The 22,962-nt window shown below is 33.8% G+C and carries 33 protein-coding genes and 1 pseudogene; 13 read left to right on the top strand and 21 right to left on the bottom strand.

Annotated elements, in window-relative coordinates; translation table 11 throughout:
- Window positions 1-449: 449 nt before the first annotated feature.
- From AC1DSB_RS01280 to AC1DSB_RS01260, 5 genes are all read right to left on the bottom strand, one after another.
- On the bottom strand, window positions 450-1,193 hold the full coding sequence (locus AC1DSB_RS01280; RefSeq protein ID WP_477585508.1) for a hypothetical protein: 744 nt from the start codon (window positions 1,191-1,193) through the stop codon (window positions 450-452).
- A 13-nt stretch (window positions 1,194-1,206) separates the two neighbouring features.
- Entirely contained in the window at window positions 1,207-1,962 is a 756-nt protein-coding gene (locus AC1DSB_RS01275) for a DUF58 domain-containing protein (RefSeq protein ID WP_477533265.1), read from the bottom strand.
- A 344-nt stretch (window positions 1,963-2,306) separates the two neighbouring features.
- Window positions 2,307-3,236, bottom strand: a complete 930-nt coding sequence (locus AC1DSB_RS01270) for an AAA family ATPase (protein ID WP_477585543.1) — start codon at window positions 3,234-3,236, stop codon at window positions 2,307-2,309.
- Between the two features lie 69 nt (window positions 3,237-3,305).
- Complete coding sequence (locus AC1DSB_RS01265; RefSeq protein WP_477532916.1) at window positions 3,306-3,644, bottom strand: hypothetical protein; 339 nt, start codon at window positions 3,642-3,644, stop codon at window positions 3,306-3,308.
- A 25-nt stretch (window positions 3,645-3,669) separates the two neighbouring features.
- Window positions 3,670-4,026: a hypothetical protein gene (locus tag AC1DSB_RS01260; protein WP_477532917.1), complete on the bottom strand. Its 357-nt coding sequence runs from the start codon at window positions 4,024-4,026 to the stop codon at window positions 3,670-3,672.
- A 113-nt stretch (window positions 4,027-4,139) separates the two neighbouring features.
- Between AC1DSB_RS01260 and AC1DSB_RS01255 the strand changes: the two genes are divergently transcribed.
- From AC1DSB_RS01255 to AC1DSB_RS01240, 4 genes are all read left to right on the top strand, one after another.
- On the top strand, window positions 4,140-4,424 hold the full coding sequence (locus tag AC1DSB_RS01255) for a hypothetical protein (RefSeq protein WP_477585506.1): 285 nt from the start codon (window positions 4,140-4,142) through the stop codon (window positions 4,422-4,424).
- 234 nt (window positions 4,425-4,658) lie between these two features.
- On the top strand, window positions 4,659-5,117 hold the full coding sequence (gene radC, locus AC1DSB_RS01250; RefSeq protein ID WP_477532918.1) for a RadC family protein: 459 nt from the start codon (window positions 4,659-4,661) through the stop codon (window positions 5,115-5,117).
- Between the two features lie 54 nt (window positions 5,118-5,171).
- A complete protein-coding gene (locus AC1DSB_RS01245) occupies window positions 5,172-5,417 on the top strand; it encodes a hypothetical protein (protein ID WP_477532919.1) in 246 nt (81 codons plus the stop codon).
- Between the two features lie 140 nt (window positions 5,418-5,557).
- Window positions 5,558-6,043 (top strand): hypothetical protein, encoded by a 486-nt coding sequence (locus AC1DSB_RS01240; protein ID WP_477532920.1) that lies wholly within the window; start codon window positions 5,558-5,560, stop codon window positions 6,041-6,043.
- Between the two features lie 122 nt (window positions 6,044-6,165).
- Here the strand turns inward: AC1DSB_RS01240 and AC1DSB_RS01235 are convergent, their stop codons facing one another.
- Window positions 6,166-6,696 (bottom strand): NPCBM/NEW2 domain-containing protein, encoded by a 531-nt coding sequence (locus AC1DSB_RS01235; protein WP_477532921.1) that lies wholly within the window; start codon window positions 6,694-6,696, stop codon window positions 6,166-6,168.
- A 5-nt stretch (window positions 6,697-6,701) separates the two neighbouring features.
- Between AC1DSB_RS01235 and AC1DSB_RS01230 the strand changes: the two genes are divergently transcribed.
- The gene (locus AC1DSB_RS01230; RefSeq protein ID WP_477585540.1) at window positions 6,702-6,866 is read left to right on the top strand and encodes a WGxxGxxG family protein; all 165 of its coding nucleotides are present in this window, start codon (window positions 6,702-6,704) and stop codon (window positions 6,864-6,866) included.
- A 606-nt stretch (window positions 6,867-7,472) separates the two neighbouring features.
- Here the strand turns inward: AC1DSB_RS01230 and AC1DSB_RS01225 are convergent.
- The 4 genes from AC1DSB_RS01225 to AC1DSB_RS01210 form a co-directional block, all read right to left on the bottom strand.
- Window positions 7,473-7,571 carry a DUF7660 family protein gene (locus tag AC1DSB_RS01225; protein ID WP_477585504.1) on the bottom strand — a complete coding sequence of 33 codons (99 nt, stop codon included), beginning with the start codon at window positions 7,569-7,571 and terminating at the stop codon, window positions 7,473-7,475.
- 4 nt (window positions 7,572-7,575) lie between these two features.
- Window positions 7,576-7,845 carry a hypothetical protein gene (locus tag AC1DSB_RS01220; protein ID WP_477585502.1) on the bottom strand — a complete coding sequence of 90 codons (270 nt, stop codon included), beginning with the start codon at window positions 7,843-7,845 and terminating at the stop codon, window positions 7,576-7,578.
- 124 nt (window positions 7,846-7,969) lie between these two features.
- Window positions 7,970-8,236 carry a translation initiation factor 2 gene (locus tag AC1DSB_RS01215; protein WP_477533376.1) on the bottom strand — a complete coding sequence of 89 codons (267 nt, stop codon included), beginning with the start codon at window positions 8,234-8,236 and terminating at the stop codon, window positions 7,970-7,972.
- 118 nt (window positions 8,237-8,354) lie between these two features.
- On the bottom strand, window positions 8,355-8,606 hold the full coding sequence (locus tag AC1DSB_RS01210; RefSeq protein ID WP_477585500.1) for a hypothetical protein: 252 nt from the start codon (window positions 8,604-8,606) through the stop codon (window positions 8,355-8,357).
- Between the two features lie 258 nt (window positions 8,607-8,864).
- Here AC1DSB_RS01210 and AC1DSB_RS01205 point away from each other — a divergent pair, with 258 nt between their 5' ends.
- Window positions 8,865-9,137, top strand: a complete 273-nt coding sequence (locus AC1DSB_RS01205) for a hypothetical protein (RefSeq protein ID WP_477585498.1) — start codon at window positions 8,865-8,867, stop codon at window positions 9,135-9,137.
- A gap of 492 nt (window positions 9,138-9,629) precedes the next feature.
- The gene (locus AC1DSB_RS01200) at window positions 9,630-9,839 is read left to right on the top strand and encodes a hypothetical protein (RefSeq protein WP_477533322.1); all 210 of its coding nucleotides are present in this window, start codon (window positions 9,630-9,632) and stop codon (window positions 9,837-9,839) included.
- Between the two features lie 294 nt (window positions 9,840-10,133).
- Here AC1DSB_RS01200 and AC1DSB_RS01195 read toward each other — a convergent pair whose 3' ends face one another.
- Window positions 10,134-10,331: a hypothetical protein gene (locus AC1DSB_RS01195; RefSeq protein WP_477585496.1), complete on the bottom strand. Its 198-nt coding sequence runs from the start codon at window positions 10,329-10,331 to the stop codon at window positions 10,134-10,136.
- A 797-nt stretch (window positions 10,332-11,128) separates the two neighbouring features.
- Here AC1DSB_RS01195 and AC1DSB_RS01190 point away from each other — a divergent pair.
- Entirely contained in the window at window positions 11,129-11,599 is a 471-nt protein-coding gene (locus AC1DSB_RS01190) for a DinB family protein (protein WP_477585494.1), read from the top strand.
- A gap of 295 nt (window positions 11,600-11,894) precedes the next feature.
- On the opposite strand, the gene AC1DSB_RS01185 is transcribed toward AC1DSB_RS01190, so the two are convergent.
- Window positions 11,895-12,344, bottom strand: coding sequence for a GNAT family N-acetyltransferase (locus AC1DSB_RS01185; protein WP_477585492.1), 450 nt, complete (start codon window positions 12,342-12,344; stop codon window positions 11,895-11,897).
- A 388-nt stretch (window positions 12,345-12,732) separates the two neighbouring features.
- Window positions 12,733-13,620 (bottom strand): LysR family transcriptional regulator, encoded by an 888-nt coding sequence (locus AC1DSB_RS01180; protein ID WP_477585490.1) that lies wholly within the window; start codon window positions 13,618-13,620, stop codon window positions 12,733-12,735.
- A 142-nt stretch (window positions 13,621-13,762) separates the two neighbouring features.
- On the opposite strand from AC1DSB_RS01180, the gene AC1DSB_RS01175 reads away from it, so the two are divergent.
- Window positions 13,763-14,521 carry an NAD-dependent epimerase/dehydratase family protein gene (locus tag AC1DSB_RS01175; RefSeq protein ID WP_002014092.1) on the top strand — a complete coding sequence of 253 codons (759 nt, stop codon included), beginning with the start codon at window positions 13,763-13,765 and terminating at the stop codon, window positions 14,519-14,521.
- Between the two features lie 45 nt (window positions 14,522-14,566).
- Here the strand turns inward: AC1DSB_RS01175 and AC1DSB_RS01170 are convergent, their stop codons facing one another.
- Window positions 14,567-14,710, bottom strand: coding sequence for a hypothetical protein (locus AC1DSB_RS01170; protein WP_419961802.1), 144 nt, complete (start codon window positions 14,708-14,710; stop codon window positions 14,567-14,569).
- A 262-nt stretch (window positions 14,711-14,972) separates the two neighbouring features.
- Here AC1DSB_RS01170 and AC1DSB_RS01165 point away from each other — a divergent pair, with 262 nt between their 5' ends.
- The 4 genes and pseudogenes from AC1DSB_RS01165 to AC1DSB_RS01150 all read left to right on the top strand — a co-directional run.
- Complete coding sequence (locus AC1DSB_RS01165; protein WP_477532940.1) at window positions 14,973-15,233, top strand: TetR/AcrR family transcriptional regulator; 261 nt, start codon at window positions 14,973-14,975, stop codon at window positions 15,231-15,233.
- A gap of 270 nt (window positions 15,234-15,503) precedes the next feature.
- Entirely contained in the window at window positions 15,504-16,385 is an 882-nt protein-coding gene (locus AC1DSB_RS01160; protein ID WP_477532939.1) for a GNAT family N-acetyltransferase, read from the top strand.
- A 755-nt stretch (window positions 16,386-17,140) separates the two neighbouring features.
- The gene (locus AC1DSB_RS01155) at window positions 17,141-17,746 is read left to right on the top strand and encodes a recombinase family protein (protein ID WP_477533390.1); all 606 of its coding nucleotides are present in this window, start codon (window positions 17,141-17,143) and stop codon (window positions 17,744-17,746) included.
- 142 nt (window positions 17,747-17,888) lie between these two features.
- Window positions 17,889-18,104: pseudogene (locus tag AC1DSB_RS01150) on the top strand (helix-turn-helix domain-containing protein); the annotation flags it as partial.
- Window positions 18,105-18,330: 226 nt separating this feature from the next.
- Here AC1DSB_RS01150 and AC1DSB_RS01145 read toward each other — a convergent pair.
- The 7 genes from AC1DSB_RS01145 to AC1DSB_RS01115 form a co-directional block, all read right to left on the bottom strand.
- Window positions 18,331-18,456, bottom strand: coding sequence for a hypothetical protein (locus AC1DSB_RS01145; RefSeq protein ID WP_477585488.1), 126 nt, complete (start codon window positions 18,454-18,456; stop codon window positions 18,331-18,333).
- Between the two features lie 78 nt (window positions 18,457-18,534).
- Window positions 18,535-19,197, bottom strand: a complete 663-nt coding sequence (locus tag AC1DSB_RS01140; RefSeq protein ID WP_477533166.1) for a hypothetical protein — start codon at window positions 19,195-19,197, stop codon at window positions 18,535-18,537.
- Window positions 19,198-19,334: 137 nt separating this feature from the next.
- On the bottom strand, window positions 19,335-19,709 hold the full coding sequence (locus AC1DSB_RS01135; RefSeq protein ID WP_477533165.1) for a ubiquitination-like system serine protease family protein: 375 nt from the start codon (window positions 19,707-19,709) through the stop codon (window positions 19,335-19,337).
- Window positions 19,696-20,862 carry a ThiF family adenylyltransferase gene (locus AC1DSB_RS01130; protein WP_477585486.1) on the bottom strand — a complete coding sequence of 389 codons (1,167 nt, stop codon included), beginning with the start codon at window positions 20,860-20,862 and terminating at the stop codon, window positions 19,696-19,698. The genes AC1DSB_RS01135 and AC1DSB_RS01130 overlap by 14 nt, the downstream gene beginning before the upstream one ends.
- A complete protein-coding gene (locus tag AC1DSB_RS01125) occupies window positions 20,837-21,088 on the bottom strand; it encodes a multiubiquitin domain-containing protein (protein ID WP_477585484.1) in 252 nt (83 codons plus the stop codon). The genes AC1DSB_RS01130 and AC1DSB_RS01125 overlap by 26 nt, the downstream gene beginning before the upstream one ends.
- A 163-nt stretch (window positions 21,089-21,251) precedes the next feature.
- Window positions 21,252-21,836 (bottom strand): hypothetical protein, encoded by a 585-nt coding sequence (locus AC1DSB_RS01120; protein WP_477533392.1) that lies wholly within the window; start codon window positions 21,834-21,836, stop codon window positions 21,252-21,254.
- Between the two features lie 61 nt (window positions 21,837-21,897).
- Window positions 21,898-22,773, bottom strand: a complete 876-nt coding sequence (locus tag AC1DSB_RS01115; RefSeq protein ID WP_477585482.1) for a hypothetical protein — start codon at window positions 22,771-22,773, stop codon at window positions 21,898-21,900.
- Window positions 22,774-22,962 lie beyond the last annotated feature (189 nt).

Genomic DNA, 22,962 nt, shown 5'->3' with positions numbered 1-22,962 from the left:
ACAAACTATTGCGTTTGTACTTTATAAACATTGTGGCAGTCTTAAAGACTGCCTTATTTAATTTAACTTCTAAGTACCAAAGTAAAAATCCCTTGGGAACTACATCATTTTCTTAGACAGTTCAGTATTACTAATATCACCAAGATCTAAACTATTAACGGCTTTCAATTTAACGACATAAAAATAGGCAGTCAATAGACAGCCTATGAGTATTTATTTCAAAATTCATTTGGATGGCAGAAGAAGAACACTAGCAAATCACAAACGGCTTCGTGAAGGAATTGGTTAGTCTTAACAAAATGGCAATTTAACCTACCAAAAGGAGACTGTTACAAAAGAGTCTAATAAGCATATGCTTGGTGGAAATCATAGCTTTAAAAGCAATGCGAAAATTGAAATCAAAAAGACATTAAATAAGCATGAAGGAACGCCTGAATGTAAAAAGTCTTTTACAACTTTAAAGTATTCTTTATGAATCTTATCTCATCTTCCGTACAATTCTGTTCACCATAACGAACCTTTTCATATATAGGGATGATTTCTGCTGGTCCATTAATTCTCTCAAACCATTCATTAATCGTTTCCGCCTCTTTTTTGATTCTTTTTCCAACTAACCCAGCTTCCCACTCCTGTAACAATTTTCGAATTTCATGAATCGGAATTGTTGTTGCTACCCTTTTTCCCTTAGTAAATGGGGTTATTTCAATTACAGCTTTTTTTAGGACTGGTTTTATTTGTTCTTCTTCAACTTCATATCTGTTATTGCTCCTTCTATTGTTTTTCTTTTTGTAACGCAATCTTAGAAAATACATGATTATGAATATGACCAAAAGTGAATAATAGATAGCAGCTTTTAAATTAGTTCTTTGAGTTATATCTTCAGATGGAAATATTTTTTCTTTGAGATTTAAAACTGGTAAAACCTCATCACTACCCTTTTTTTCTTCTACAAATTTTAGTTCTCCAGTTGGCGGTTTTGTAAGCCATTCTAATAATTTATTACTCTTTTTATCTTCTTGAATTTTCTTTTCTTCAGTGGGAAGTTTTACAAAGTCTTCGATTAACTCATTATTATCATCACTAAATATGGACTTTATTTGTTTAGTGAAAGAAAGGGAGGTAATCGACACCAAACTGCTAAAAACAAAACCTAATATTAGAAAAAGGGATATGATGAGCGCTTTCTGTTTCATTTAAATCACCCTTTCACTGTTTTATTTGCACCCAATCTTTGAAAAGACTTGGGTCAGGAGGCGTACCGATAACAAGAGCTAAAGAATTTCTATCCTTTAACCTAAATACATAATTATAAAAGCTCTTTGATGATAAAAAGACTCCTTTGGTCTCGATTAAAGTGACTGTTTCAATCATTTTTTTAAGTTGCGATCTACTCGAATGACTATCTACTTTAAGAACTCCATCTTGTAATGAAGTGTAATTCACCAACAATTCTACCTTACACCCTTCCTTGGAAAGGACGTTATAAGCAGATACTGCATATTCAATAAGTTCTTCCATATCATGACGTAATTGAAAACTTAAACTACCAACCATATTTAAAAAGATCGAATACTCGTTTCCATTTACTCTTTCATATTTTTTTGCGACTATTTTGTTTTCCTTTGCCGTTGCTAACCAATGAATGTGGCGAAAACTTTCATTTTCGTAGTTTTTGGTACCCATAATTTTTGTTTCATCCATATAAAAAGAGTGGTTCGTCATCCTATTTCCATGAATAATAGATTGTAATTTAATATCATTTATCTTTAGAATTCTTGGCAAAACAATAAATGTAGGAAGAGATTTTCTAGGATACACTAATCGAAAGGCTTGTAAATGAAAGGGGTCTTTAATAAATATTTCGAAATTCGACCAGTTATGATGTCCACGACTTTTACCCTTAATGAGAACCTTGAGCACCTTTTTGGATTTAGGTAGCACATCCACCATGATCTTTTCCATACTACTCTCTAAGTTCTCAGAATTGAGAAAGACAATATTCTTATCATTCTCACTCTCAATGCGAATCTCTAAGTTAAAAAGTGGGAGTAGAGAGTCGTTTGATATCTCAATAAAACAATCTTCTAGATCATCTACACTTGAAGAGATGCTATACTTTTTGAATGTCCAGGAAACCTTACTATGTACAGTTTTAAGATACACATAGGATAACAAGACCAAACTAAGAAAGAATGCGATTAAGACCACAATTATATAACTTTCTAGAAAATTAAATACCAAAAAAAACACTACCAAGAAACTTAAAGTAATAGGAGATGAGAAGTAAGTCTTTTCTTTAGCGACTATCATCTTGACTCTACAGCAACAGGCGTTAGGTCTATTATTTCCTGGACGATATGTTGCTTAGTGGTCTTCACTTCACCCTCCACATTTAATGAAATTCTATGGGCTAGCAAAGGTTGAGCCAATGCTTTTACATCATCAGGAATACAAAAGTCCCTACCATGGATAAATGCACGTGATTGAACTGCTCTCATAAAGGCAAGTGACCCCCTAGGGCTTACTCCAATTTCAACGTATTTATGATTTCTCGTACCCTGAATAATTTTCATAAGATAATCTTCAATATCATCTGAAATTAACACTCGTTTAACCTCTTCTTTCAAACGAATAATCTCATTAATTGATATGACACTTTCAATCGTTTCAATAGGGTTGGCCAATCTAAATCTCTTAAGCATTTTTTTCTCATTTTCATAAGAAGGATAACCTTGTTTAATCGTTAATAAGAAACGATCTAATTGAGCTTCGGGTAGTGGAAATGTACCAATGGAATCAAATGGATTCTGGGTGCCAATAACAATGAAAGGTTTCGGTAATGGGTATGATTCTCCGCCTAATGTGACATTCTTTTCTTCCATTAGCTCTAGTAGGGCAGATTGCGATCTTGGTACCGCCCTGTTTATTTCATCAATTAATAGCACGTTACTAAAAACCGGACCTTTTCTAACCTTAAAATCACTTGTTTTGACATCAAAATACTCTTGACCAATTATGTCAGAGGGTAAAGTGTCTGGTGTGAATTGTAATCGATTAAATGTACCATCAATACTTTTAGAAAAACATTTAGCCATCGTAGTCTTACCAGTGCCTGGAACATCTTCTAATAAAACATGGCCATCACTTAACAAAGCAATAATCATTAACTCAATTTCATCTTCTTTATCAATCATTACTTGAGCTATATTTTGTTTTATATTATCTAACATACAAATCCTCCTAAACGTTTTATGCAATCTATTTAAACCCTTTTTACGTGACTCATTGACTTCAGTAGTGTAATGCTATGAAAATAAGCCTACCGCCGGTTCATCAGAAAGTTCCAGGCCATTCATGACAATTAACAGATCCAATGCAGACATGGTAGGAAGGTTTTCCAGAAATGATTGGGCGTCATCATAATTCAAAAATGCAAAAGCTTGCAGTTCTTCTTTAAAAGCCCATCCTTGATCTACAGTTTCTAACATAAATATTCTTAAGATCGGACACTTTGAGGTTGGGTGCAAGTTTTCCCCGGCAATTGCGAGTCCAATATCATTTGTAGGGTTGAATATCGTCGTAATGACCTCCATCTCATCCTCGAAATTCTTCGGCATAAATATGTTTACAGCCTCATTATTCATCGTTTTATATTCCTCCCATATCTGATTATCTTTTACCTATGTCATTGTGTTCAATGTACTGAAATGTTGTGTGCGCAGGTGATTTACTCGGTTTTTTCCTTGTGTGGCGCGTTTTAGTTAAGTAGTTTGCTTTCATGTGCTTATGTAATTCATCTTGCGGTTTGCTTTTGAGCAGATCAGAAACATATGTGTGATCAATCGTGTCAGGGCCAAATTCGTTATTCATGTTTGCAACGACTTTGGCGATGCTTCCTGAATAGGCATAAGCCTTTACTATCTTTTGCGCTAAGGTTTTCGCTTGATAGTTTTCTACGAGAGACACAAAATCTACAAGTACCTGGATATCTTTTTTTGCTGCATCAACTGTTTTTATACTCTTCATTTGTCCTCCTCTTACATAAGTTTTATCGCACTTTTACAGTATTCTCCATTTATTAGAGGATTCCCTCTAAAACTAGACCATATAGAATCAAATACCTTCGGGGCGGCAGCACGATGGCTCCTAACAAAGCAGCAAACGCTTTGAAAGAAGCTCTAACGTGTCGCTTTCCTCTAAAAAGCCCGATAACCACGAAATTTACGGCTTTGCCTACATTTCGTTGGTTCCTGTTCTTTTCTTTACGAGGAAACGAGCCGAAAAGATTATCAAATAAAGAAATGAAGAAGAAGAAATGGAGGGCAGCCCAGTGGCTGCCTTTTGTTGTTGTATTTTTTGCTTTTGTCCTCCGGATCGTACAGATTCCCAGCCTGTCTAAGCCCGAAACAAAGGCAGATTCCTAGGCGTTCGCCCTCCCTCTGTTTCGTACAAAGACAGGAGCCGACTAACCACCAAAACAACAGTCAAGGGGCGAAAAACTTTTTCAAATCGCGCTTGCGCAGAAAAACTTTTTACGCTGGTACCCTTGACTGGCCGTCTATTGGATCTGTTCGTCCTTCGTGTCAAAAGGCAAAAAATAATCCCTTTTGGGACATTTACCGCCCGGAGAACAACACAAAAAAGGAGCGAAACAAATCATGAAATTAAACAAAATGATTGAAATCGTACGTATTAAACAAGAAATCCGAGAGGTGGAAGAAGCCTATACGAGCTTACTCCCTAAACAAATTCGTTCACCAAAAGATGCCATCGAATTCATTCAAGCCATGATAGCAGAGGAGGACAGAGAGGTGTTTTTGGTACTTTGCCTCAATGTAAAAAATCAGGTTATCGCAGTTCATAAAAGCCATGTTGGGAGCTTAAATGCCAGTATTGTGCATCCGAGAGAAGTATTCAAATCGGCCATTCTCAATAATGCAGGGAGTATTATCGTGGCTCATAACCATCCTTCCGGCAACTGCCAGTATTCACAGGAGGATATTGAGGTTAGTAAACGACTGATGGAAGCCGGGGCGATTATGGGCATTGAGGTATTAGATTCCATCATTGTGAGTCATGAAGACGGCATTTCCTTGAAAGAAAAAGGATTGCTTTAAATGCAAAAGGGGATGTTTCCCCTTTTGTTTTTATCCTATAAAGGAGGAATTACTATGACAGAAAAATATCCATTAAATGAAGCTCAGATAAGTGCACTTCGTAGCCTTCACTTTTGGCGAAGAAATTTGTGTGTCGAATCCATCCATCAAGATGTCATCGAGTGTACCAAAAGCAGAAAAGCCATTTTCTTTGCGTTCCAATCATGCGACAAACTGAATGTCCCCTTTGCCATTCAAAATCGTGTAATCTATGCAGCTTCACAAAATACAGCTTTTGGTGATGTAAAGATGGGCAGATGATATTTACCCCCCAGTATTACGCTTTTACTGGGGGTATTGTAGTCATTAAAAACGCGAAAAAGGAAGTTCGTTGAATGATTCAACAAAACTTGATAAAATTAAGTGGGATGTTGAATGATTCAACAAAGGAGGACATTTACATGAAAAAAGCAACTATGGAAATTCTGACGAAGTGCCAGAATCTTAGGTCTTACGTAGAAGCAAAGGAACAGCAGCATGACTTGAAATTATTAAATAGGAATGAACAAGTGCTCGTAGCACTTGCTCGATTATTTGAATATGAAGAATCATTTGATCTAAATCAGATCTTTAAAGAATTGGATTCCGATTGGATTGAATTCGCGCTGGATCGATTACTAACCTACTTTTATTCCGACACCTATCATCCTAAATCAATCAAACCATTGATCATTAAGAATCCAAATGATTTATTAAGTCAAAAAGATATTGGAGATTTAATGAATGAACATGGTGGTAACATGGATGCCAAAAAAATTCACATGTTGCGCAAAAGAGGGAAATTGCCCACAGAAACTGCTTTAATTGGAGGGAATCCTTACTGGCTTAAAGAAGAAATTGAAACCTATATCCATGATTTACCGATAAAAACCAAAGATGCTCACTAGACAAATCGTTGAAACCCACTCAATTTGAAATCATGTTTCCACCTCTGAAAATTATTATACTTGTATTTTGGTCAAATAAAAAAGCACCTCGTGAGAGATGCCTTCTTAATATACAACTATTACTATTTTAGTAATGGATTACCAAAGATAATACTTGCTCTATCATCATCTCTTGTTAACTGTATAGTTAATTTCTTACCATTTTCTACACTAAAAGTTACGTCTTGCGGGAAATCTCCTGCTTTAAAATCTAATGTTTTAATCACGTTGCCATCCAACAAGAAATCAACTTGTGCAGTGGCTGTCGTATCTTGATACTTGGCGTCTAACCCAACTCTTGTTGTAAACTGCTTATATTTAGAATTCAGTGGAAACTCGATGAAATTACTTGAATTGTCATCACCATGATTATGTTTATACAATAATACAAAGTTTTTGTAAGCTGTACCTACGTTATCCTTTACTGTAGTTCTACCTTCTAGTTCGTCRTCGAAAACTATTTTACCGTTATAAACTAGAAGTCCACCATCATTACTTTCCTGATAATTCATGTTTTTCACAGTATCACCAAGATATGCAACTTTAGGTTTTGGTGTATTAACCAATACTGATTGAGTTGTTTTATCATATGAAACTACTTTATTAAAGTTCATTTACAATAATCGGAACCACAACCTCTGCTGAAACAGGCACAAATGATACTAATAATGATACAACGGTTGGCACAGCCAATGATGATGATAATGATATGGATTGGGGTTGGATTGGGTTATTAGGTTTAGCAGGTCTTATGGGATTAAAAAGAAAAGACGATCGAAAGTAGCCTCTAACCTGCCCCGTTAGTTGAACAAGAAACTAGATTGCTACCCTAGGTTGACATAACGCCACGATTGGGAAAAATTCGACTAATATGATGAAATTCAGAACGTCCACTCGGGCGTTCTTTTGTTTAGAGAAATTAGAGGAATTAATAGAGAGCTTGATTGGACTAAATGGAAATTCGTTGATGACCTTTTTGTATTGAATTTAATATACCAATTGCAAGGGTACCCGTACCAAGAGAGGAGTATCTTCTTACAGTTTTTCTTGAGGAAGAATTATGAGTGGTTAAAAAGTACACAAGATGCCAGTATCGTATTTCACAAAAAATCGAACTGAAGAATTCACAGTGTTATATATCATTATCATCAGTTCGAATTTTGAATAAAACATCATTAAAAGTATATCCAAAATGAATTAGAGTGAAGCGATTTATAATTTTTTTAATTCTGTAGTGCTACCAGTAGATCTTCAGGTAACACCATTATATAACCATGCATCATAGGTTGACATAACACGCGGATGAGGAAGTAGTCGCTTCATTACTCATTCAGAAAAAGCTGCTCTTTAAGGCAGCCGATTCTTCAACTATGCACCCGTTAGTTTAATATCATTCATACATTTTTGAATCATATAGTATGTCCGCCACAGTCTTCCATGAAGGTTGAATTGGAATTGATTGATTATTTCCTAAGCAGTGCCAGTCCATATCACTAATCCAAGCCTCCATAGCTTCTAAATAATTGCTCCATTTTCTCTAATTTTTTGGTTAATTGATCAATTTGTTTTTGCATTCTTATCAATTGTTTATTTTGATTTTCTTGTTCTTTCTCTTCTTGTACTTCTGCTTCCAGGGCTCTAACCGCTGCAATCGTTCCTAAAGCATCGCCGAATGTATTTATTGCTGAAGCAATTACATCAAGCTCAGTAGCAGTTAGCGAATTCGAACCTTTTTGACCATTGCCCATATTACTTTCATTCAATGTCTCAGCCTCCTGATTTTAAATCGATGAAACTAATGAACACCCTATTGTTTTTTAAAGCAGGTTTAACTGATAAATTTATTTGTTCTTGTACGCCCGTGTTATCTATAATAATAGAAAATCGTTATCTCATTCCACGCTCCATTTTCTCTAATTTTCTGGTTAATTGATCAATTTGATTTTGCATTCTATCTTCCATTTGTCTTAATTGATCCGTTTGGTCTGGCAAGGTTTCATTATTTGCATTTTCTAATATATCAAGAGCAATCCCTGCAGCTAATGTCTGTATTCCATCCCCTAACGTTGAGAGTGCAGTTCCAAATAATGCTAGTTTAGCTGCAAAAATTTCTGGTGTTTCAGTACTTTGATTGTTTTGGTTATCTTTATTCATAATCACTCACCCCTTGTCTACATTGTGATTTTAACTCAAATTATGAAAATCATGCAGAAGTCAGACTTATTGTAGAGTTGAACCGTTAGATGCGGCAGGAATTGATAAAGAGTATAACTCAAGTTATTTGGCTTTTTATTTTAGATAATTCATTTGTTAAATAATCAATTTGTTTTTGCATACTTAACAATTCTTCATCTTTATTTTTCAGACTTATCTCTCCTTGTGCTTCTTCTTCCATGGCTCGAACAATTGCAACGGCTCCTAAAGCATCGCCGAATGTAACTATTGCTGCAGCAATTAGCTCAAGCTCAATAGCAGTTAGCATTTTCGGACCTTTTTGACCAAATCCCATATTATTTTTATGCAATGTCTTAGCCTCCTGATTAAAAATCGATGAAACTAATTTTTTGTATCATCTTATTTGATGCAACAGATTACTTTATGGTGAAAAAACAAATGTAATAAAAGCGTGGTAATAATAAATAACTCCAAATAAAAAGTCCTCTTACTTCGTGGGCCAACGTGTTTATAGTAAGCCGCAAGTTGAACATGGGTCTTTTTATTAGATAATGAATACAATAAAGGAGATTGTTAAGGAGAAGAGGGGATTTACCTGAATGACCAAATGGAGACTATAGAAGATGACTATCCTGCTAATGCTAATTTACATCACATAGGACAGATATTACTTACTTTAGGAGAAACTATTACAGCTTTCGGTTTAACTTTACAACGGAAACAAGCTATGCTAGAACAACAAGAACATCTAATGGAGAATAACCAAGAAGAAGAAGAACAACAACAGCACAAAATGTTGAAAATACGTCAAGAAACAGAGYGACTACGATTACAAATGAAGTATATACAAGACCAGATTAATCGACTGATAAATGGCTGAAAATAGATTGTTATTCAATGTTTGAAAAAAGCAATTCTCAAGTGAGAGTGCTAGAAAACGAATAAAGAAAAGGGAAAAGCGATAGATTCGCTTTTCCCTTTTTCTTTCCCATGGATTCTCTACATGAGGTTGATCCGCAAAACATCAATTCGATCGCTGAACCGGATTGTATCACGTATGCATCCTAGGTTGACATAACACCCCGAATGGGAAGTATTCAACTAGGTTCATTAAAAAAAGACTGCCATGTAAAAGGCAGCCGGTTCTTCAACTAAAGCACCCTATGTAACAAAACTTAGGAGTTAATGGACACGGTATGATGACTATATGATGAAAGAAGTGAGGTGCGGGTGCTGTGATTGTTTATCATGTAGTTACTTATGGTATTATAAAAGCATGTAAAAAACTGGAAGGGGACTATAGGTTCTTCACAGACTTTTGTGAAACCAATGGTTGGACTTAATAAGATTAAACTAAGGGAGTTTTCCAATTATGAAAATTTCGAAAAATAATAATCTTTTTATTTTTATGATTGCTTTTGTAATCGCTTTAGCGTTTACAAAGTTATCTGCAACAAGTGATTTTAAAAGCATGATGTATTCTGCTGTGTATTTATTTATATTGATTCCGATTGGATTTGTAACAATAAAATCTATATACCGTATCTTTGATGTGGTTGTACTAAAATTTAATAAGGGTTGAGATTATATAGTCTCTTCTCGGGTTTACAAGAGAATAATAAAAGACATTCATCGTTCATTGATGAATGTCTTTTATTCTCTTTATGGTTCAAAAATCTACGACTAAAACGTGATAGCTAATGATTTATGCCCTTGACCGTCACGGACGATCCGTCCGCAAACATCGATTCAGTTACTCAACTGGATTGTATCACGTATGCACGCTAGGTTGACATAACACCACGACTCGGAAGTTGACCCCTTCTGCCCAACCCGTACGGGTAATCACTTCTTCCTCTTTTCACGAATCTATCTTTTATTCACCCAATATACATCGTTGAGTTGACGGGCTTTTGGTTGATTTGCTTTTCTCCTCTAATGAATAAATATCCAATCTGTCTTGTGCTTCAGGCAAATAAAAAAGACCATCTCTGACGATCTCCTGTTCTTCAACTAAAGCACCCGTTAGTTGAATAAGAATTATTTCTGCTTTATCATTTTTCCATATAGCCAAGGAATACCATTATAGAAAATTATGCCTAGAATAACTGCAAAGAATAAAGATTCCTCAATTAAATCTGCTAAAAATAAACAAACCAAAACAATTAAATAGAAAAGTCTCCAATACAAAACCATTTCTCTCAAAACCACACACCTACCTCCATTGCTATACAAAAAGTTATTGCACTAACCTGCCGCGTTAGTTCAATAAGAAAAAGGGCTGTTTAAACAGCCCTATGATCTTTAACTAAAGCACCCGTTATTTGAAGATGAAAACGGAATACTATTTCACCAATTCAATATCAACATTAAAATGCTTGAAATGAGGAATACAACAAAAAAGGCAAGGATGTAATATGTTTTTCCTTGTTGCTGCGTCTTATGTTTCTTTTCATAATCCTTCCAACCAATAAACAAACCCAAAAACATTCCTATAATTCCCAAACGTAAAATCGCTATAAAATAATCAAGAAACGGTTTATACGTAATTATGCGACCACCGTTACCTACCTCTTGAATTTCTTTGTAACAAGAATGGAAACAGCCAATCCGAGCACTAACCCATACAGACCTGATTTAATACTTTTTCCATAATTCTCCCATCTTCCTTCTCCACAAAATGGCCCAATTGTTGAACAAAAGTTATACCACACTCTTCAACTAACCTGCCCCGTTAGTTGAATAAGCACCTTCTCTTTTATTACACATTATAGTCGAACTGTGACGTAATGTTTTAACCAAAATCGCTCTCTTTTATTCGAACATTCATTCATGTATATTTAATACATACCAATTAAAGGACAATAAATTATGAACTCAATTGATTTAATTCTTTTAAATTTCAACGAAGTACGAAGAAGAAGTACTAAGGTTTGGACATCTATTCCCCAAGAAATACTACATTGGAAACCCGATGACGAAGCAATGACTTGTATAGAGATGATTAGGCATGTTCTAGAAAGTGAACATTATTACCATCTAGCTATCCAAAATCAAGGCAGTCTGGCAGTCTTTGATTCTCCTTTCGAAAAACAACCTTTTTCCACTGTAAATGAGGAATTGAAATTTGCAGAACCATTTAGAAATGACTTCATAGAAACTATTAAGTCATTTTCTGAAGAAGATTTAACAAGTATTAAAATTGATCGTTCTGATTCAGGTTACATAAGAAGTTTGGGAGACATGTTGCTAAGAGTCGCCTATCATGAATCAGTCCATACCGGCCAATTGCTGGATTACTTAAGAATGGCAAGGGTTCCAAGAGTACGTGTTTGGGATTAATTTATCTCACAGGTGTAATCACTTAGGTGATACGCCTTTTCTTTTTTAGTTACTACGCATTTTGAGTCAAATGCGACATAAAAACTCCCATTCTCATCTTAAACTAACCTGCTTCGTTAGTTGAATAAGAATAAAGAGCCGTCTATGCAGCTCATTGATTTTTTGCTAATGCACCCCTTAGTTGAACAAGAAAGAAGCATTGTATGTTCCCACTACGACATAAAAAGTCAGCAAAACTCTGCTGACTTAAATGATCTCTTATTGAGTTAATTCAGACGTTACTTCAATAAGAATTTTATAATTTCTTTTCAAAAAAGGATAGAGATATATTTTCATTTACTGTGATTTCTTTAATTTTTTCAAAGCCATTCTTTTTATAAAAACTAACTGCTGGAGTATTTTTAGTGCCTGTCGCTACTTTTATTTTTTCAGCTTCGAAATTTCTTGTTACAAAATTTAAAAGTTTCTGAGCAATCCCTTTTCTAAAATGGGTTGGATGCACAATTAGTCTGTGTATATCAACAACATTATCTTCTACTTCCAATGATATTGCACCACATAGTTCTTCATCTTCATAATAACCAAAGAAAATTTCTTCGCATTCTTGCAATGTTTTGACTGTATCTTTCAATGGTGGTATTTCATCGGAACCGATTATTTCTGCCTCTACTTTATAGGATGGTATTTGAATGTTTAATACATCTTTAGCGTTWTCTCTAAYACTAATGTCAATTATTTTAATCAATTTATCCCCTCATCCAATTATTTTTTCTTTTTCAACTAACCTGCAMGTTGTATTACAAAATCCATTTCCATTGTACCAAAATTACACAGTTGGAAGGCGCTAAAAAAAACGASTATAAGCATTTGCTGCACTTTATTTTCCTGATGTGCCACAAAAAAGCCGACTAAATGTTGGCTTAACTTGTTAAACTAAAGCACCCGTTAGTTTAAGTACGTTTTTTCACAAACTTTGTTGATTTTACATAATTAATTTTATTCATTACAGGAACGCTGCCCTTTTAGTTGTACGAGAAAAAAGTGATGCCTAAGTAACCCGATGATCTTAAACTAATGCCTCCGTTAGTTCAAGAAGAACCATTTTAATTTAAATAGCCCAGATTTTGGAAAACTTAAATTGATTCAAATGATACCCACCTTTTAGTAATCTCAGAAAATTTCTTAGTCGCGGGTGAGGTTGGTTTTCTTATAGCTAATCCAATAGTTCGATAGCTATCACTTTTAAGTGGAATGGCTGTAAAAGAAATTTTTGATTTCGGTATAATCATTTCTGGCAATATACTAATTCCTAGATTATTCTCCACCATGGAGATCACCGAGTATTCATTCATATTTTCGAATCGAATATTGGGGCTAACTTTATTCTCCTTAAATATTTTTTGAATATCATCATAACACTGATATGTTGGCATAATAAAAGGCACATTTTCTATTTGTTGCATTGATACTTGGTTTTCCTTACATAATTGGGATTGGTTAGATACAACACATAAAAGTCGATCCCTCTTCAATTGTACGATTTCAAAGGATTTTTCAAATGATTCAAAGTAAGTATCATTATTAATAAATCCACAATCTAATCTCCCGTTTTGTAACCAGTTCTCAACCTCAGCATAGTTTCCTTCCAGTAATTCGATTTCAATATTTGGAAACATTTCCTCCATTTTTTTAAGAATACCAGGAATCCAGTTTTTAGAAATACTCGAAAAAACCCCCACTCTTACTATTCCTTTTTGGAACCCATTGATAGCGGCTACTTCCTGCTTCAGAATGTTGTTATAGTATAAAATTTGCCGAACGGTAATTAAAAGCTCCTCTGCATTTTTGGTCAATGTAAAAGTAGAGTGATTGCGAATAAATAAAGGAAAGGAAAACTCTTTTTCCAAACTTCTAATTGCATGACTTACAGCAGATTGGGTGAAACCTAACACTTCTGCAGCTTTTGTAAAACTATTGAGTTCTGCCACTTTGTTAAATATTTCATATTTTATTAAAGTCACTATGGTCCTCCTTATGAGTTTTATTCATGTCCCCATTATATTTCTTCGTTTTATTTAATGCCATAACAAACTTATAATTAGTGCATGCTTTATTATATGACCCTTAATAAGGGATGTATTTTTCATGGAAGGATGAAGTGAAATGCAAAAAATTTTAGTTACAGGTGCTGCAGGTAAGATTGGCCAAGATGTTACAAGGTTCCTAGATAAGCAAGGGAATTACCAGTTACGGCTAGCAGATATTAACTTATCTGCTTTAGAAACTTTTAAAGATACAAATCATGAAATCATATATTTAGATGTTTCTGATTTAGCTGCTTGTCAAGAATTTACGAAAGGTATAGATATAGTTATACACTTGGCAGGTAATCCTTCACCAAATGCTGATTTTTATGGCTCCTTATTAGAAAATCATATAAAGGGAACCTATAATATTTTTAGAGCTGCTAGTGATAATAATGTATCCAAAGTAATAGTTGCTTCAAGTGCTCAAACAATTGAAGGCTATCCTTTGGATTATCAACCACATGCTTATTCCCCCACGAGACCCAAAAATATGTACGGGGTAAGTAAGTGTTTTGCAGAGGCTGTTGCTTCTTATTTTGCTTATGAAGAAGGGTTACAAAGTCTTGCTATTCGTATAGGTGCATATGATGATTATAATCCATATGGTAAACCACTAACGGCTAGAGATATGAGTGCATACTTAAGCCCAGAAGATTTTATGGACCTTCTCTTAAAGTCGATGACGGCAAAGAACTTACCTCCATTTTCAATTTTACATGGTGTTTCTAACAACAGGTTTAAACGAATTGATATTGAAGGAACAAGAAAGTTAGTTGGTTATAGCCCAAGTTCTGATGCTTTTGTACTAAGTGGTATTAAGTTCTTTGATTCTTGATTATTGATAAATGCATATCTAGAAAAGAGATTATATTATTGTTATTTAGCTTTTATTTGTTCCATTTTCAATAGCTACAGTTTCTATAATCAATAAATATTCCAATTTCCCCAAATAAAGCACACTATTCTTCATTCTCATTTGTGGAACAACTCTATGTTCCACAGATGTTCTTTTCCTTTTCAACATAATAAACACCCCTTTAGACAATCATATCTAAAGGGGTAAAACCAAGCCCTGTTCTGCTAAAGCACCCGTAAGTTGAGTAAGCACTCCTTGATACCCATTAAACAGTTACTCTCTACCGTAGATTTCTGTTCAAATTTATGTTGATTTTTATAAGCTTGTGCACCAATGACTGTCGCTCCCTTACGGGAAGCACACTTAAACCTATACTGATTATTGCACCCAGCCTCCAATAATAATAAGAGCCATAGAAAGGATATTTTCAATGAATGTAGTCATTAAAAGAGCATGTGGTAAAATTAAAGGTGCAATTTATCATTATTTTAAAAGTAAAGAAGAAGTATACGATCATACGCTACAGCAACAGGAAGATGAGATGATTCAAAAGCTGAAAAATAAATTTTCTACGCTTTACTCTACTACAGAAAAAGTGAATGTGCTTTTTGATATGTATACTTCAGATGAGTGGTTAAAAGAGCCAAAATTAAACAATGTAAGAAATCAACTAGCATTGGACTTCTGGTAGCAGAGCAGAGAATCGAAAAAAATATGAGATTCATAGTGGGCTATTTTACCATTTTTTAAATACCATTTTACAAGATGGTCAAGAGTGTGGAGAGATCTCAAAAGAATTAAATAAAGAATTAAATACTTCCCATGCTGCAAATTTTTTTGGGGGTATGATTGATTGAATTCTTTTTCATGGTTCTATTTTGCAACCAGCATTTCCTTTTTCGGAAATAGTGAAGTCATCTAAAGAAATGTATACTACTTTTTTAACAAGGGGTGTTATGAAATGATTACATTTAAGACAATGGAGCATTTAACCTTTAAGGAAGCACACGAACTTTTTACAAGTGGGTTTGAAGGATATTTTACTCCGATGAAGATGCCATTGGATTCTTTTATAGCTCGTTTTGGAAATGATAATCTATCAGTAGCAATGTCTGTTGTTATGTTTGATGAGGATAGACCAATAGGATTTGTATTACAAGGCATTCGGGAAGTAAATGGTGAGAAGATTGCTTGGAATGGTGGTACTGGAATTATTCCAGAATACAGAGGAAAGAAACTAGGAACAATCCTAATTGAAAAGGCTCTTGACCTGTTAAATCAGCAAAAAGTAAATATAGCTACATTAGAGGCTCTGTCAATTAATCAACCAGCTATAAAACTATATGAGAAGGTTGGGTATAAAGTAATTGATACGCTGCATTTTTTAGAGGCAGAAGGTGTATTAAGCTATGATGAAAAAATTGCTAGTGAATTTGAATTGAAAAGAATACCTGCACTGCAAGCAGTAAACTCAAGTATTTTCCCAGCTTTAGTACCATGGCAAGTAGATCCTTCTATTACACCAAAGGCCGGTGGAGAGGCAATTATTGCAATGAAGGATAGTGAAGTGCTTGCTGCTTGTTTAGTAAGAGCAAAACAACAATTTGGTAATGAAGCTGAAGGTGTCACATTATTTCAAGCTTTTACTAACAATGAACATACAGATGGAATACTCGCTATTCAAGCTGCACTACAGGAAGGGCTTCATTTTAATCGTTCTATTAAAAGAAATACTTATAATTTGGAAGACAAAATGAAAAATGTCCTCCCGTTTTTAAAAAATAATGGATTTAAAAATACTGATATTTCACAAGTATTTATGACAAAACAATTTATGGATTAACTTAAAAATACAGCTATCGCTATAAATTGGCGGTACCTGTATTTTTAAGTTAATTATTTTGAAGTTATTACCTTGTTATCTTCCTGTAAAAGATGAGTTAATGCTACTCGGAAACTATATATGTTTCTATTTCCACATGAATACTAGCATGAACATTCTCGCGAATAAACCTTGGATGAAGCCTCCGTAAATTGGAAGAACACCCATTAATCGTAAAGAACTATTTGCTCATTATAATCAAATGCTTCTACATCTTCTAAGCTAACTGCCGAAAAATCAAAAACAGCTTTTTCTACCTCTCGATGTTCTCCAATATCATTGTTGGTACACAATTTGCAATCAAAAAAGGAAGTACCTTTGTTCGGAAACTATTAATTGACTAATCTGGTCCTTTTCTTTTTTATGTCGCTTTTTGTGTCTAATGCGACATAAAAATGAATGGAATTTTCATTTCTCTTGTTCAACTAAACTGCCCCGTTAGTTTAAGTGAAAATCTTCACAATCTCATATTTATCTTATACCCAATTAGAATTATGAATATTTTTCATATTGGTAGTTTAATGATAAACGGCTATGTAACAACACTCGTTCGTAAAAGTACACTTTTACGAACTGTTTTAATTTGCTCATAATTTATGGTTTTTATAGTTCGCAAAACTATAAAAACCATTTTCGAACGTCCTCTATTTTACACACACTTTTACGAACACTTTTGGTAGAATAAAAGTAGGCAAACCAAAATGAGGAGTAAATAAATGGATAACAAAAAATTCGGATATATACGAGTCAGCAGCAAAGATCAAAATGAAGGACGCCAGCTAGAGGCTATGAAAAAATTGGGACTTGGAGAACGAGACATCTTCATGGACAAACAAAGTGGAAAAGATTTCGAAAGAGCCCAATATCAATTACTTAAACGCATCATTAGAAAAAGTGATGTGCTTTATATTCATTCACTTGATCGATTTGGCCGGAATAAAGAAGAAATCTTGCACGAGTGGAACGACATTACAAAAAACATCCAGGCAGATATAGTTGTGCTGGATATGCCTTTGTTAGACACAACTCAATATAAAGACAGCTTAGGAACATTTATTGCGGATCTTGTTTTACAGATTCTTTCTTGGATGGCGGAAGAGGAACGAGAACGAATTCGAAAACGGCAACGTGAAGGAATTGATGTGGCTTTGCAAAACGGCATAGTATTTGGCCGACCAAAAGTTACGGTTACCGCGGAGTTTAAACAAGCTTATGATCGATGGAAATTAAAAGAGATAACGGCTGTTAAGGCAATGCAGGAAATTGGTGTGAAAAAGACTACTTTTTATAAACTAGTCAGAGTGTATGAAGAATCTTTATAGTTAACCTATATAATAGAAGAAACTCATTTCATATATGAGATTTCCAACGATTTGGAATACCTTTTATAAACAACTTTTAGGATTGTGCCCTTTATTTAGGAACATTCCTTTTTAATCTACTAAACGTTTAAGTGGGTATCTTGAACGAAATCTTATTCAAGAACGTTCGGCTGCAGGACGAGTGGCGGGTAAAGCGCGTGGGCGACTTGGGGGTCGTCCAGAGAAATATGGAGATAAAGATATAGAAAATATAGAAATGATGAAAGCTCTTATTGATGGAGGTACACCAATCAAAGACGTGGCAGAAAAATGGGGAGTTTCTCGTACAACCATTTATCGCTATTTGGAACGTAAGTAATCAGATTGCTAAATGTATTATTAATTAGTGAGATAGTTAAAACCAAAAAATATTGAAATACTATATATATAGAAGAAACTCAATTAAAAACCTTATTATRGAATTGTAATAGCCCTCCCATCATTAAAAAACATGGGAAGGGCGAATGCACTAATTTTTCAGATTTAAGTGTTTTTTTAATAATAAATCCTAACACTTTTATGTATTAAGACTATCTGCATATTTTTTAATGTTTATTATCTTGATGTTTTTTGAGAGTTTTACCTGCGTTACTTTTCTGTGGTTTGGATGCAGTTTTACTACTTAATGTTTTCCCAGCTTTTCCGACTTTTCCACCCGAGTGTTTTGTCATAAAGAAACCTCCTACTATATAATTAAAATTCCCGTTCTTACTTTTAGGTACTATTAATTGACAATTATAATAAATAAGTTACCTATCTAAAAAAGCAATTAACCAAGGTACCCGACGTTTCCCTAAATTTCTAACCCAAGAATCATCTCTCTGAGTTTTTAGACCTCGTACACTTGCTCCTACTACTACAAAGGTACAGAAAATAATTACCATTGTTAAAAATAATTGAAGGGTTAAGTTAATACTACCATCAGGGAACATTTTAGCTGTGAAATTATCCCATATAGAAATATAAACAAAAAATCCTGATGCAATAACGCCAAATTGAGAAGCTTGAAAAAGAAAATGAATTATTTCGTGCCAGCACTTAATAAATATATTAGAAGTTACCATATGTTGAAGCCATCGATAATCACTATAAAGAACGTTGAAGTTTCTCCAATATTCATTATCCAAGTATTTTTGAAAAGAAGTAAATCCACTCCAGAAAGAATCCCACTCCTGAGTTCCACGTGTTTCTTTAAAAAGTGAATAAGCATTTTCATTCGTGATGAGTAAATCAATAATCTTCCTATTTCCTAACTTATAAATGTTAGGATTAAGTGTATTCTTGAAAAATAGATCCAATAATCTCTCCCTGTTTTTTATGTCCTGAGTCTTTAATATCTTTTTTACGCTGAAATGCATAGGACCACAAAGGTCTGTTAGATTTGACTCTACTTGTTGATGAAATCTTGTCACTTTATTATTTCTTTGGCCAAATGCATACCCTACAATGGCTGTAATGATGGATACAACAATAGGTAAAAAAGATAGGTATTCTTCGATTAGACTTTACCTCGACTTTCTAATTTTTCTGGGTGAGAAATCAATAGATATTATTTAAATAAATTCTTGAAAAAGTATAGGATACCTTTGTTTTTATTCTCTCTATCCTTAAACTCTTCTTTCCTAACCTGCTTAATTTTTTCATCTGACCAATTCTTAGCCCAAACTATATTATCTTGCTTAATCCAGTAGTGAGAGCGGCATTTATAAGACCAGTTTCCAATGGATGGATATAAAGAGACTCTTTCACCATCATAGGTGATTTTCCAATCATTTGGCGATAACGGCGTCACAACTTCTTCTCCACAACCACAAGCACATTTATGAATAGCAGTATTAAATTTTACGCTAATATATATCTTTTTTTCTTCTATATGATTTGGGATTATCGAACTGAAGACATGTTCAAATTTATTCATATGCATTATTAAGATCTCCTGTATTAATAGTGTAGGTAGTATGCACTTCTTTATAAATGTCTTGGTAAAATCCATTGATTTTTTTCCATTTAATTACTGCCATTACCGCGTTTAAGGCATTCAAGTCTGCTATTTGGATATTAGTAGAATATTCATCCTTCTCAGCATTAGTAAATGAAATTCGTTTCAACAAATGGTCTCGGTTCCCAGGAGTACTAGTAGTCACTCTAATATCACCGATTAATGACTCATTGATTATTTCTATCCCTACACCTACATCAATAAAAGACTTGTCACTTTTAACTAACTCTTCTATAATCACTCTTTTACTTACACCATCATCAATACAAATAAATATAAAATCCAATGTCAAAATATCATGTATGTTAGTTTCATCTATATAGTTATTATGAGAGATTATACTTTTATGCATATTGCTGTAAATAGCCTGAAGGTATTCTGTTTTCAGTTTCTTTTCTCTTAACTCTTCTATAGAGGGCGCTCCTGGAGCCCTAAAAGCATTATGTTGTAAAAAAACATCTCCATCGAATAGATGAATTTCAGTTACAGGAGTTTTAGAAATTAAATCTAATATATATGATCCCGTTCCTCCTAGCCCTACTATTCCAATCTTCTGATGCTTTAGTTTCTCTGTAATTACATCTATGTTAGCCCTACTTGAATTCGTATCATAATAATTAAATACAGAATTWTCAGCATGTTGACTAGTTATATACGTTCTCGCAGCTACTGTCTGATCAACTGAATATGCAGGTGCCATTATCATCTCTATATATCGAGTAAACTTTTCATAGTAATTTTCATAGCCACTTGCTGGCTTATTTGAGAAGGAGTGGTTCGAAATAATACCGTCCCCTAGTACCTGTTCACAAGAATTATGCTGAATTCCAGTTAATATTGAACCATTTTTATTGCAAGGATGATCTCCCCTAAAGTAAATGACATGATTATCTGGTTTAGTGGTTTGATTTCCAGCTAATGAAAGAGTTGAAATCAATGTTCCGAATTTAACCTCACTATTTGAGTTTACATAAGGTACATGATGAACTAAGGCATATCCACTCCTAATCTCGATTTCATATCCTTCATCTCGCAATTTTTTTAAATCTGGACTATGACTTATCAGTTCTTGTGACATTAATCACCATTCCTTTTTTTAGGGTAAGAGTATCTCCTTCTATCATCGATCCCTTATCTTCATTTCTTCCTTTTGAATATGTCACTGTATAGACAGTATTCGGTGTTAAATCCACGTTTCCAAATGCTAAATCAATTAACTGTTCATAAGAAATTTTTTTATCCTCAACTACTTTTTCTCGACCATTTATAATTATGCTTATTTCTTTTCCTTTTAAACTACTCATCAGACTCTCCTCCTCAATATTATTTTTCTTTTTTCCACATTTATTCTCCTAATAGTCGGTCCTCTACAAAACACATTTTCCATATCCATTATTTCCACCTCTTCCTCCTCTTATTTCATCGATTTCAATTTCAAAATTGAATACTTTTATAAAAAAACCTGCTTTATTTAAACAGGCTCTCATAAACAAATTGTCTTCCACCTTCTGGCATTTGAACTTCTTTTCGAGAAATTAAACGTCTTTCAGATAATTTTGATAACTGGGTACTTGCCGTGTTCAATTGTTTTCCTAGGCCATCCACAACATCTCTTGCTGTTACTATTTTTCTATCATAAACAAATTCTAAGAGTTCTCTAAGAGAGTTCTTATTTCCACCAATATAACCAAGTATTGAATATGACTCTTTCTCTTTTACCATAATACACAATTGCTCAATATTAAAAGTGCTTTTTATATTGTAAGCATGATCATACTCTTCTTCTGGACTTAAATTCTCAAGAAAAATATATTTATCACATTTTTTATTACTAAATTGCTCAATCATCCATTTCAATGGTTTGGCTACGACTTCATCTATACCTGACCCGTTAGCATCGCCGATTTGTTCCATATCCAGTCGGAAAATCGCCTCTGTAGGCGCCATTTCAATTTGTTTCATCATGGTTTCTCTAATAGATTTAAGTTTGGGACGGTTTAATAGGTTAACAGGTTTTTCGTCACTATAAATATTCAAATCGAAAATTTTCATTTAATTAGCCCTTTCGACTTCAATTTCATATTTGAAATCTGATTTAATTTAATATCATTCTCTACTTTTTGTCAATAGGATATCGAATTTTTATTTGAAAAAAAGTTCCAAATGCTTGATTACCTCTATACAGTGGATTTACGCTACCTTTTGTTATTTGATAAACAGAATCATTTGTACGTAAATGCAATTGAGCCTCGTCAGACCATCTAAAGGCTCTTTGTCTTACATCCATAAGCCCTTTCCCTCGTTTATCCTTATATAGACTCGAGGCCGTGGTCATTATTGCATCTCTGACCACCTCATCTGGCGAAAGTTCTTTTAATACTTTTTTTAAATTTTTATATATGCCTTTGCCGGTATCCGAAACAGCAATTTCTATTTCATTTTCCTGTTCATTATTTTTGATTGAAATAAAACAAGGAGAACTTGTATGGTCAATGACGTTATTACCCAACTCAGTTATAAAGGTTTGAATATCCGATAAACGATTTCCTTTAAACCCCTTGTTCTTTAAGATTTTCTTAATAGAATTGWTAATTTCTTCAATATCATCATGAGTATGCGCTTTTTTTATTTCTAATAGATTTCCATCTAAATTATATCTAGTCCTATTATAAATAGGATCCATATTCACTTGTTGTTCAAATTGGGCTTTTATATTTTCACCGCAAATTTCTAAAAAATTCATCCTCTCCATGTAAGTAATCGGTTTTTCATCCAAAGGAACTTTAATTTTCAATTCATATTCTTTGTCTAAGTAGTTAATTATTGATAAAAGGCCTGTAAATCCTATGGGTGTTATGTATTTCAAATTACTAATATTTATATTGATGATTTCACCAGGTTCTCTAACTTTAATTGCGTTCGTAGTTTTATTAAGTAAATCATGAACTCCGTATACAGTCGATAGCTTAGAAAGTGGTATTATTTCCACAAAAATAACCGCCTTTGGATGTGATGTATATTCTTAATTTACAACAGATACTTAGAGATTTTAGCTTTACTACAACACTGATATTTTGCTCTTTGAAAAATTTTAGTCGGAGCTTCATTTTTATGTATTGAATTTGAAAACAACTTTTTGATAACACATAAAAAAGAAGAAGAATTTTATCTTCTTCTA

This window comes from Paenisporosarcina sp. P4_E4_2 (assembly GCF_056401595.1).
This window is presented reverse-complemented; position numbering and strand designations above follow the sequence as displayed.

What these genes read in the sequence shown, in the direction of transcription:
- AC1DSB_RS01165 (WP_477532940.1), top strand. Translation starts at nt 14,973, where the DNA reads ATGAATGTAGTCATTAAAAGAGCATGTGGTAAAATTAAAGGTGCAATT.
- AC1DSB_RS01125 (WP_477585484.1), bottom strand. Translation starts at nt 21,088, where the DNA reads ATGAGTAGTTTAAAAGGAAAAGAAATAAGCATAATTATAAATGGTCGA.
- AC1DSB_RS01245 (WP_477532919.1), top strand. Translation starts at nt 5,172, where the DNA reads ATGACAGAAAAATATCCATTAAATGAAGCTCAGATAAGTGCACTTCGT.
- AC1DSB_RS01135 (WP_477533165.1), bottom strand. Translation starts at nt 19,709, where the DNA reads ATGCATATGAATAAATTTGAACATGTCTTCAGTTCGATAATCCCAAAT.
- AC1DSB_RS01200 (WP_477533322.1), top strand. Translation starts at nt 9,630, where the DNA reads ATGAAAATTTCGAAAAATAATAATCTTTTTATTTTTATGATTGCTTTT.
- AC1DSB_RS01240 (WP_477532920.1), top strand. Translation starts at nt 5,558, where the DNA reads ATGAAAAAAGCAACTATGGAAATTCTGACGAAGTGCCAGAATCTTAGG.
- AC1DSB_RS01155 (WP_477533390.1), top strand. Translation starts at nt 17,141, where the DNA reads ATGGATAACAAAAAATTCGGATATATACGAGTCAGCAGCAAAGATCAA.
- radC (WP_477532918.1), top strand. Translation starts at nt 4,659, where the DNA reads ATGAAATTAAACAAAATGATTGAAATCGTACGTATTAAACAAGAAATC.
- AC1DSB_RS01265 (WP_477532916.1), bottom strand. Translation starts at nt 3,644, where the DNA reads ATGAATAATGAGGCTGTAAACATATTTATGCCGAAGAATTTCGAGGAT.
- AC1DSB_RS01255 (WP_477585506.1), top strand. Translation starts at nt 4,140, where the DNA reads ATGGCTCCTAACAAAGCAGCAAACGCTTTGAAAGAAGCTCTAACGTGT.
- AC1DSB_RS01280 (WP_477585508.1), bottom strand. Translation starts at nt 1,193, where the DNA reads ATGAAACAGAAAGCGCTCATCATATCCCTTTTTCTAATATTAGGTTTT.
- AC1DSB_RS01190 (WP_477585494.1), top strand. Translation starts at nt 11,129, where the DNA reads ATGAACTCAATTGATTTAATTCTTTTAAATTTCAACGAAGTACGAAGA.
- AC1DSB_RS01145 (WP_477585488.1), bottom strand. Translation starts at nt 18,456, where the DNA reads ATGACAAAACACTCGGGTGGAAAAGTCGGAAAAGCTGGGAAAACATTA.
- AC1DSB_RS01160 (WP_477532939.1), top strand. Translation starts at nt 15,504, where the DNA reads ATGATTACATTTAAGACAATGGAGCATTTAACCTTTAAGGAAGCACAC.
- AC1DSB_RS01225 (WP_477585504.1), bottom strand. Translation starts at nt 7,571, where the DNA reads ATGGACTGGCACTGCTTAGGAAATAATCAATCAATTCCAATTCAACCT.
- AC1DSB_RS01275 (WP_477533265.1), bottom strand. Translation starts at nt 1,962, where the DNA reads ATGGAAAAGATCATGGTGGATGTGCTACCTAAATCCAAAAAGGTGCTC.
- AC1DSB_RS01260 (WP_477532917.1), bottom strand. Translation starts at nt 4,026, where the DNA reads ATGAAGAGTATAAAAACAGTTGATGCAGCAAAAAAAGATATCCAGGTA.
- AC1DSB_RS01170 (WP_419961802.1), bottom strand. Translation starts at nt 14,710, where the DNA reads ATGTTGAAAAGGAAAAGAACATCTGTGGAACATAGAGTTGTTCCACAA.
- AC1DSB_RS01215 (WP_477533376.1), bottom strand. Translation starts at nt 8,236, where the DNA reads ATGAATAAAGATAACCAAAACAATCAAAGTACTGAAACACCAGAAATT.
- AC1DSB_RS01120 (WP_477533392.1), bottom strand. Translation starts at nt 21,836, where the DNA reads ATGAAAATTTTCGATTTGAATATTTATAGTGACGAAAAACCTGTTAAC.
- AC1DSB_RS01175 (WP_002014092.1), top strand. Translation starts at nt 13,763, where the DNA reads ATGCAAAAAATTTTAGTTACAGGTGCTGCAGGTAAGATTGGCCAAGAT.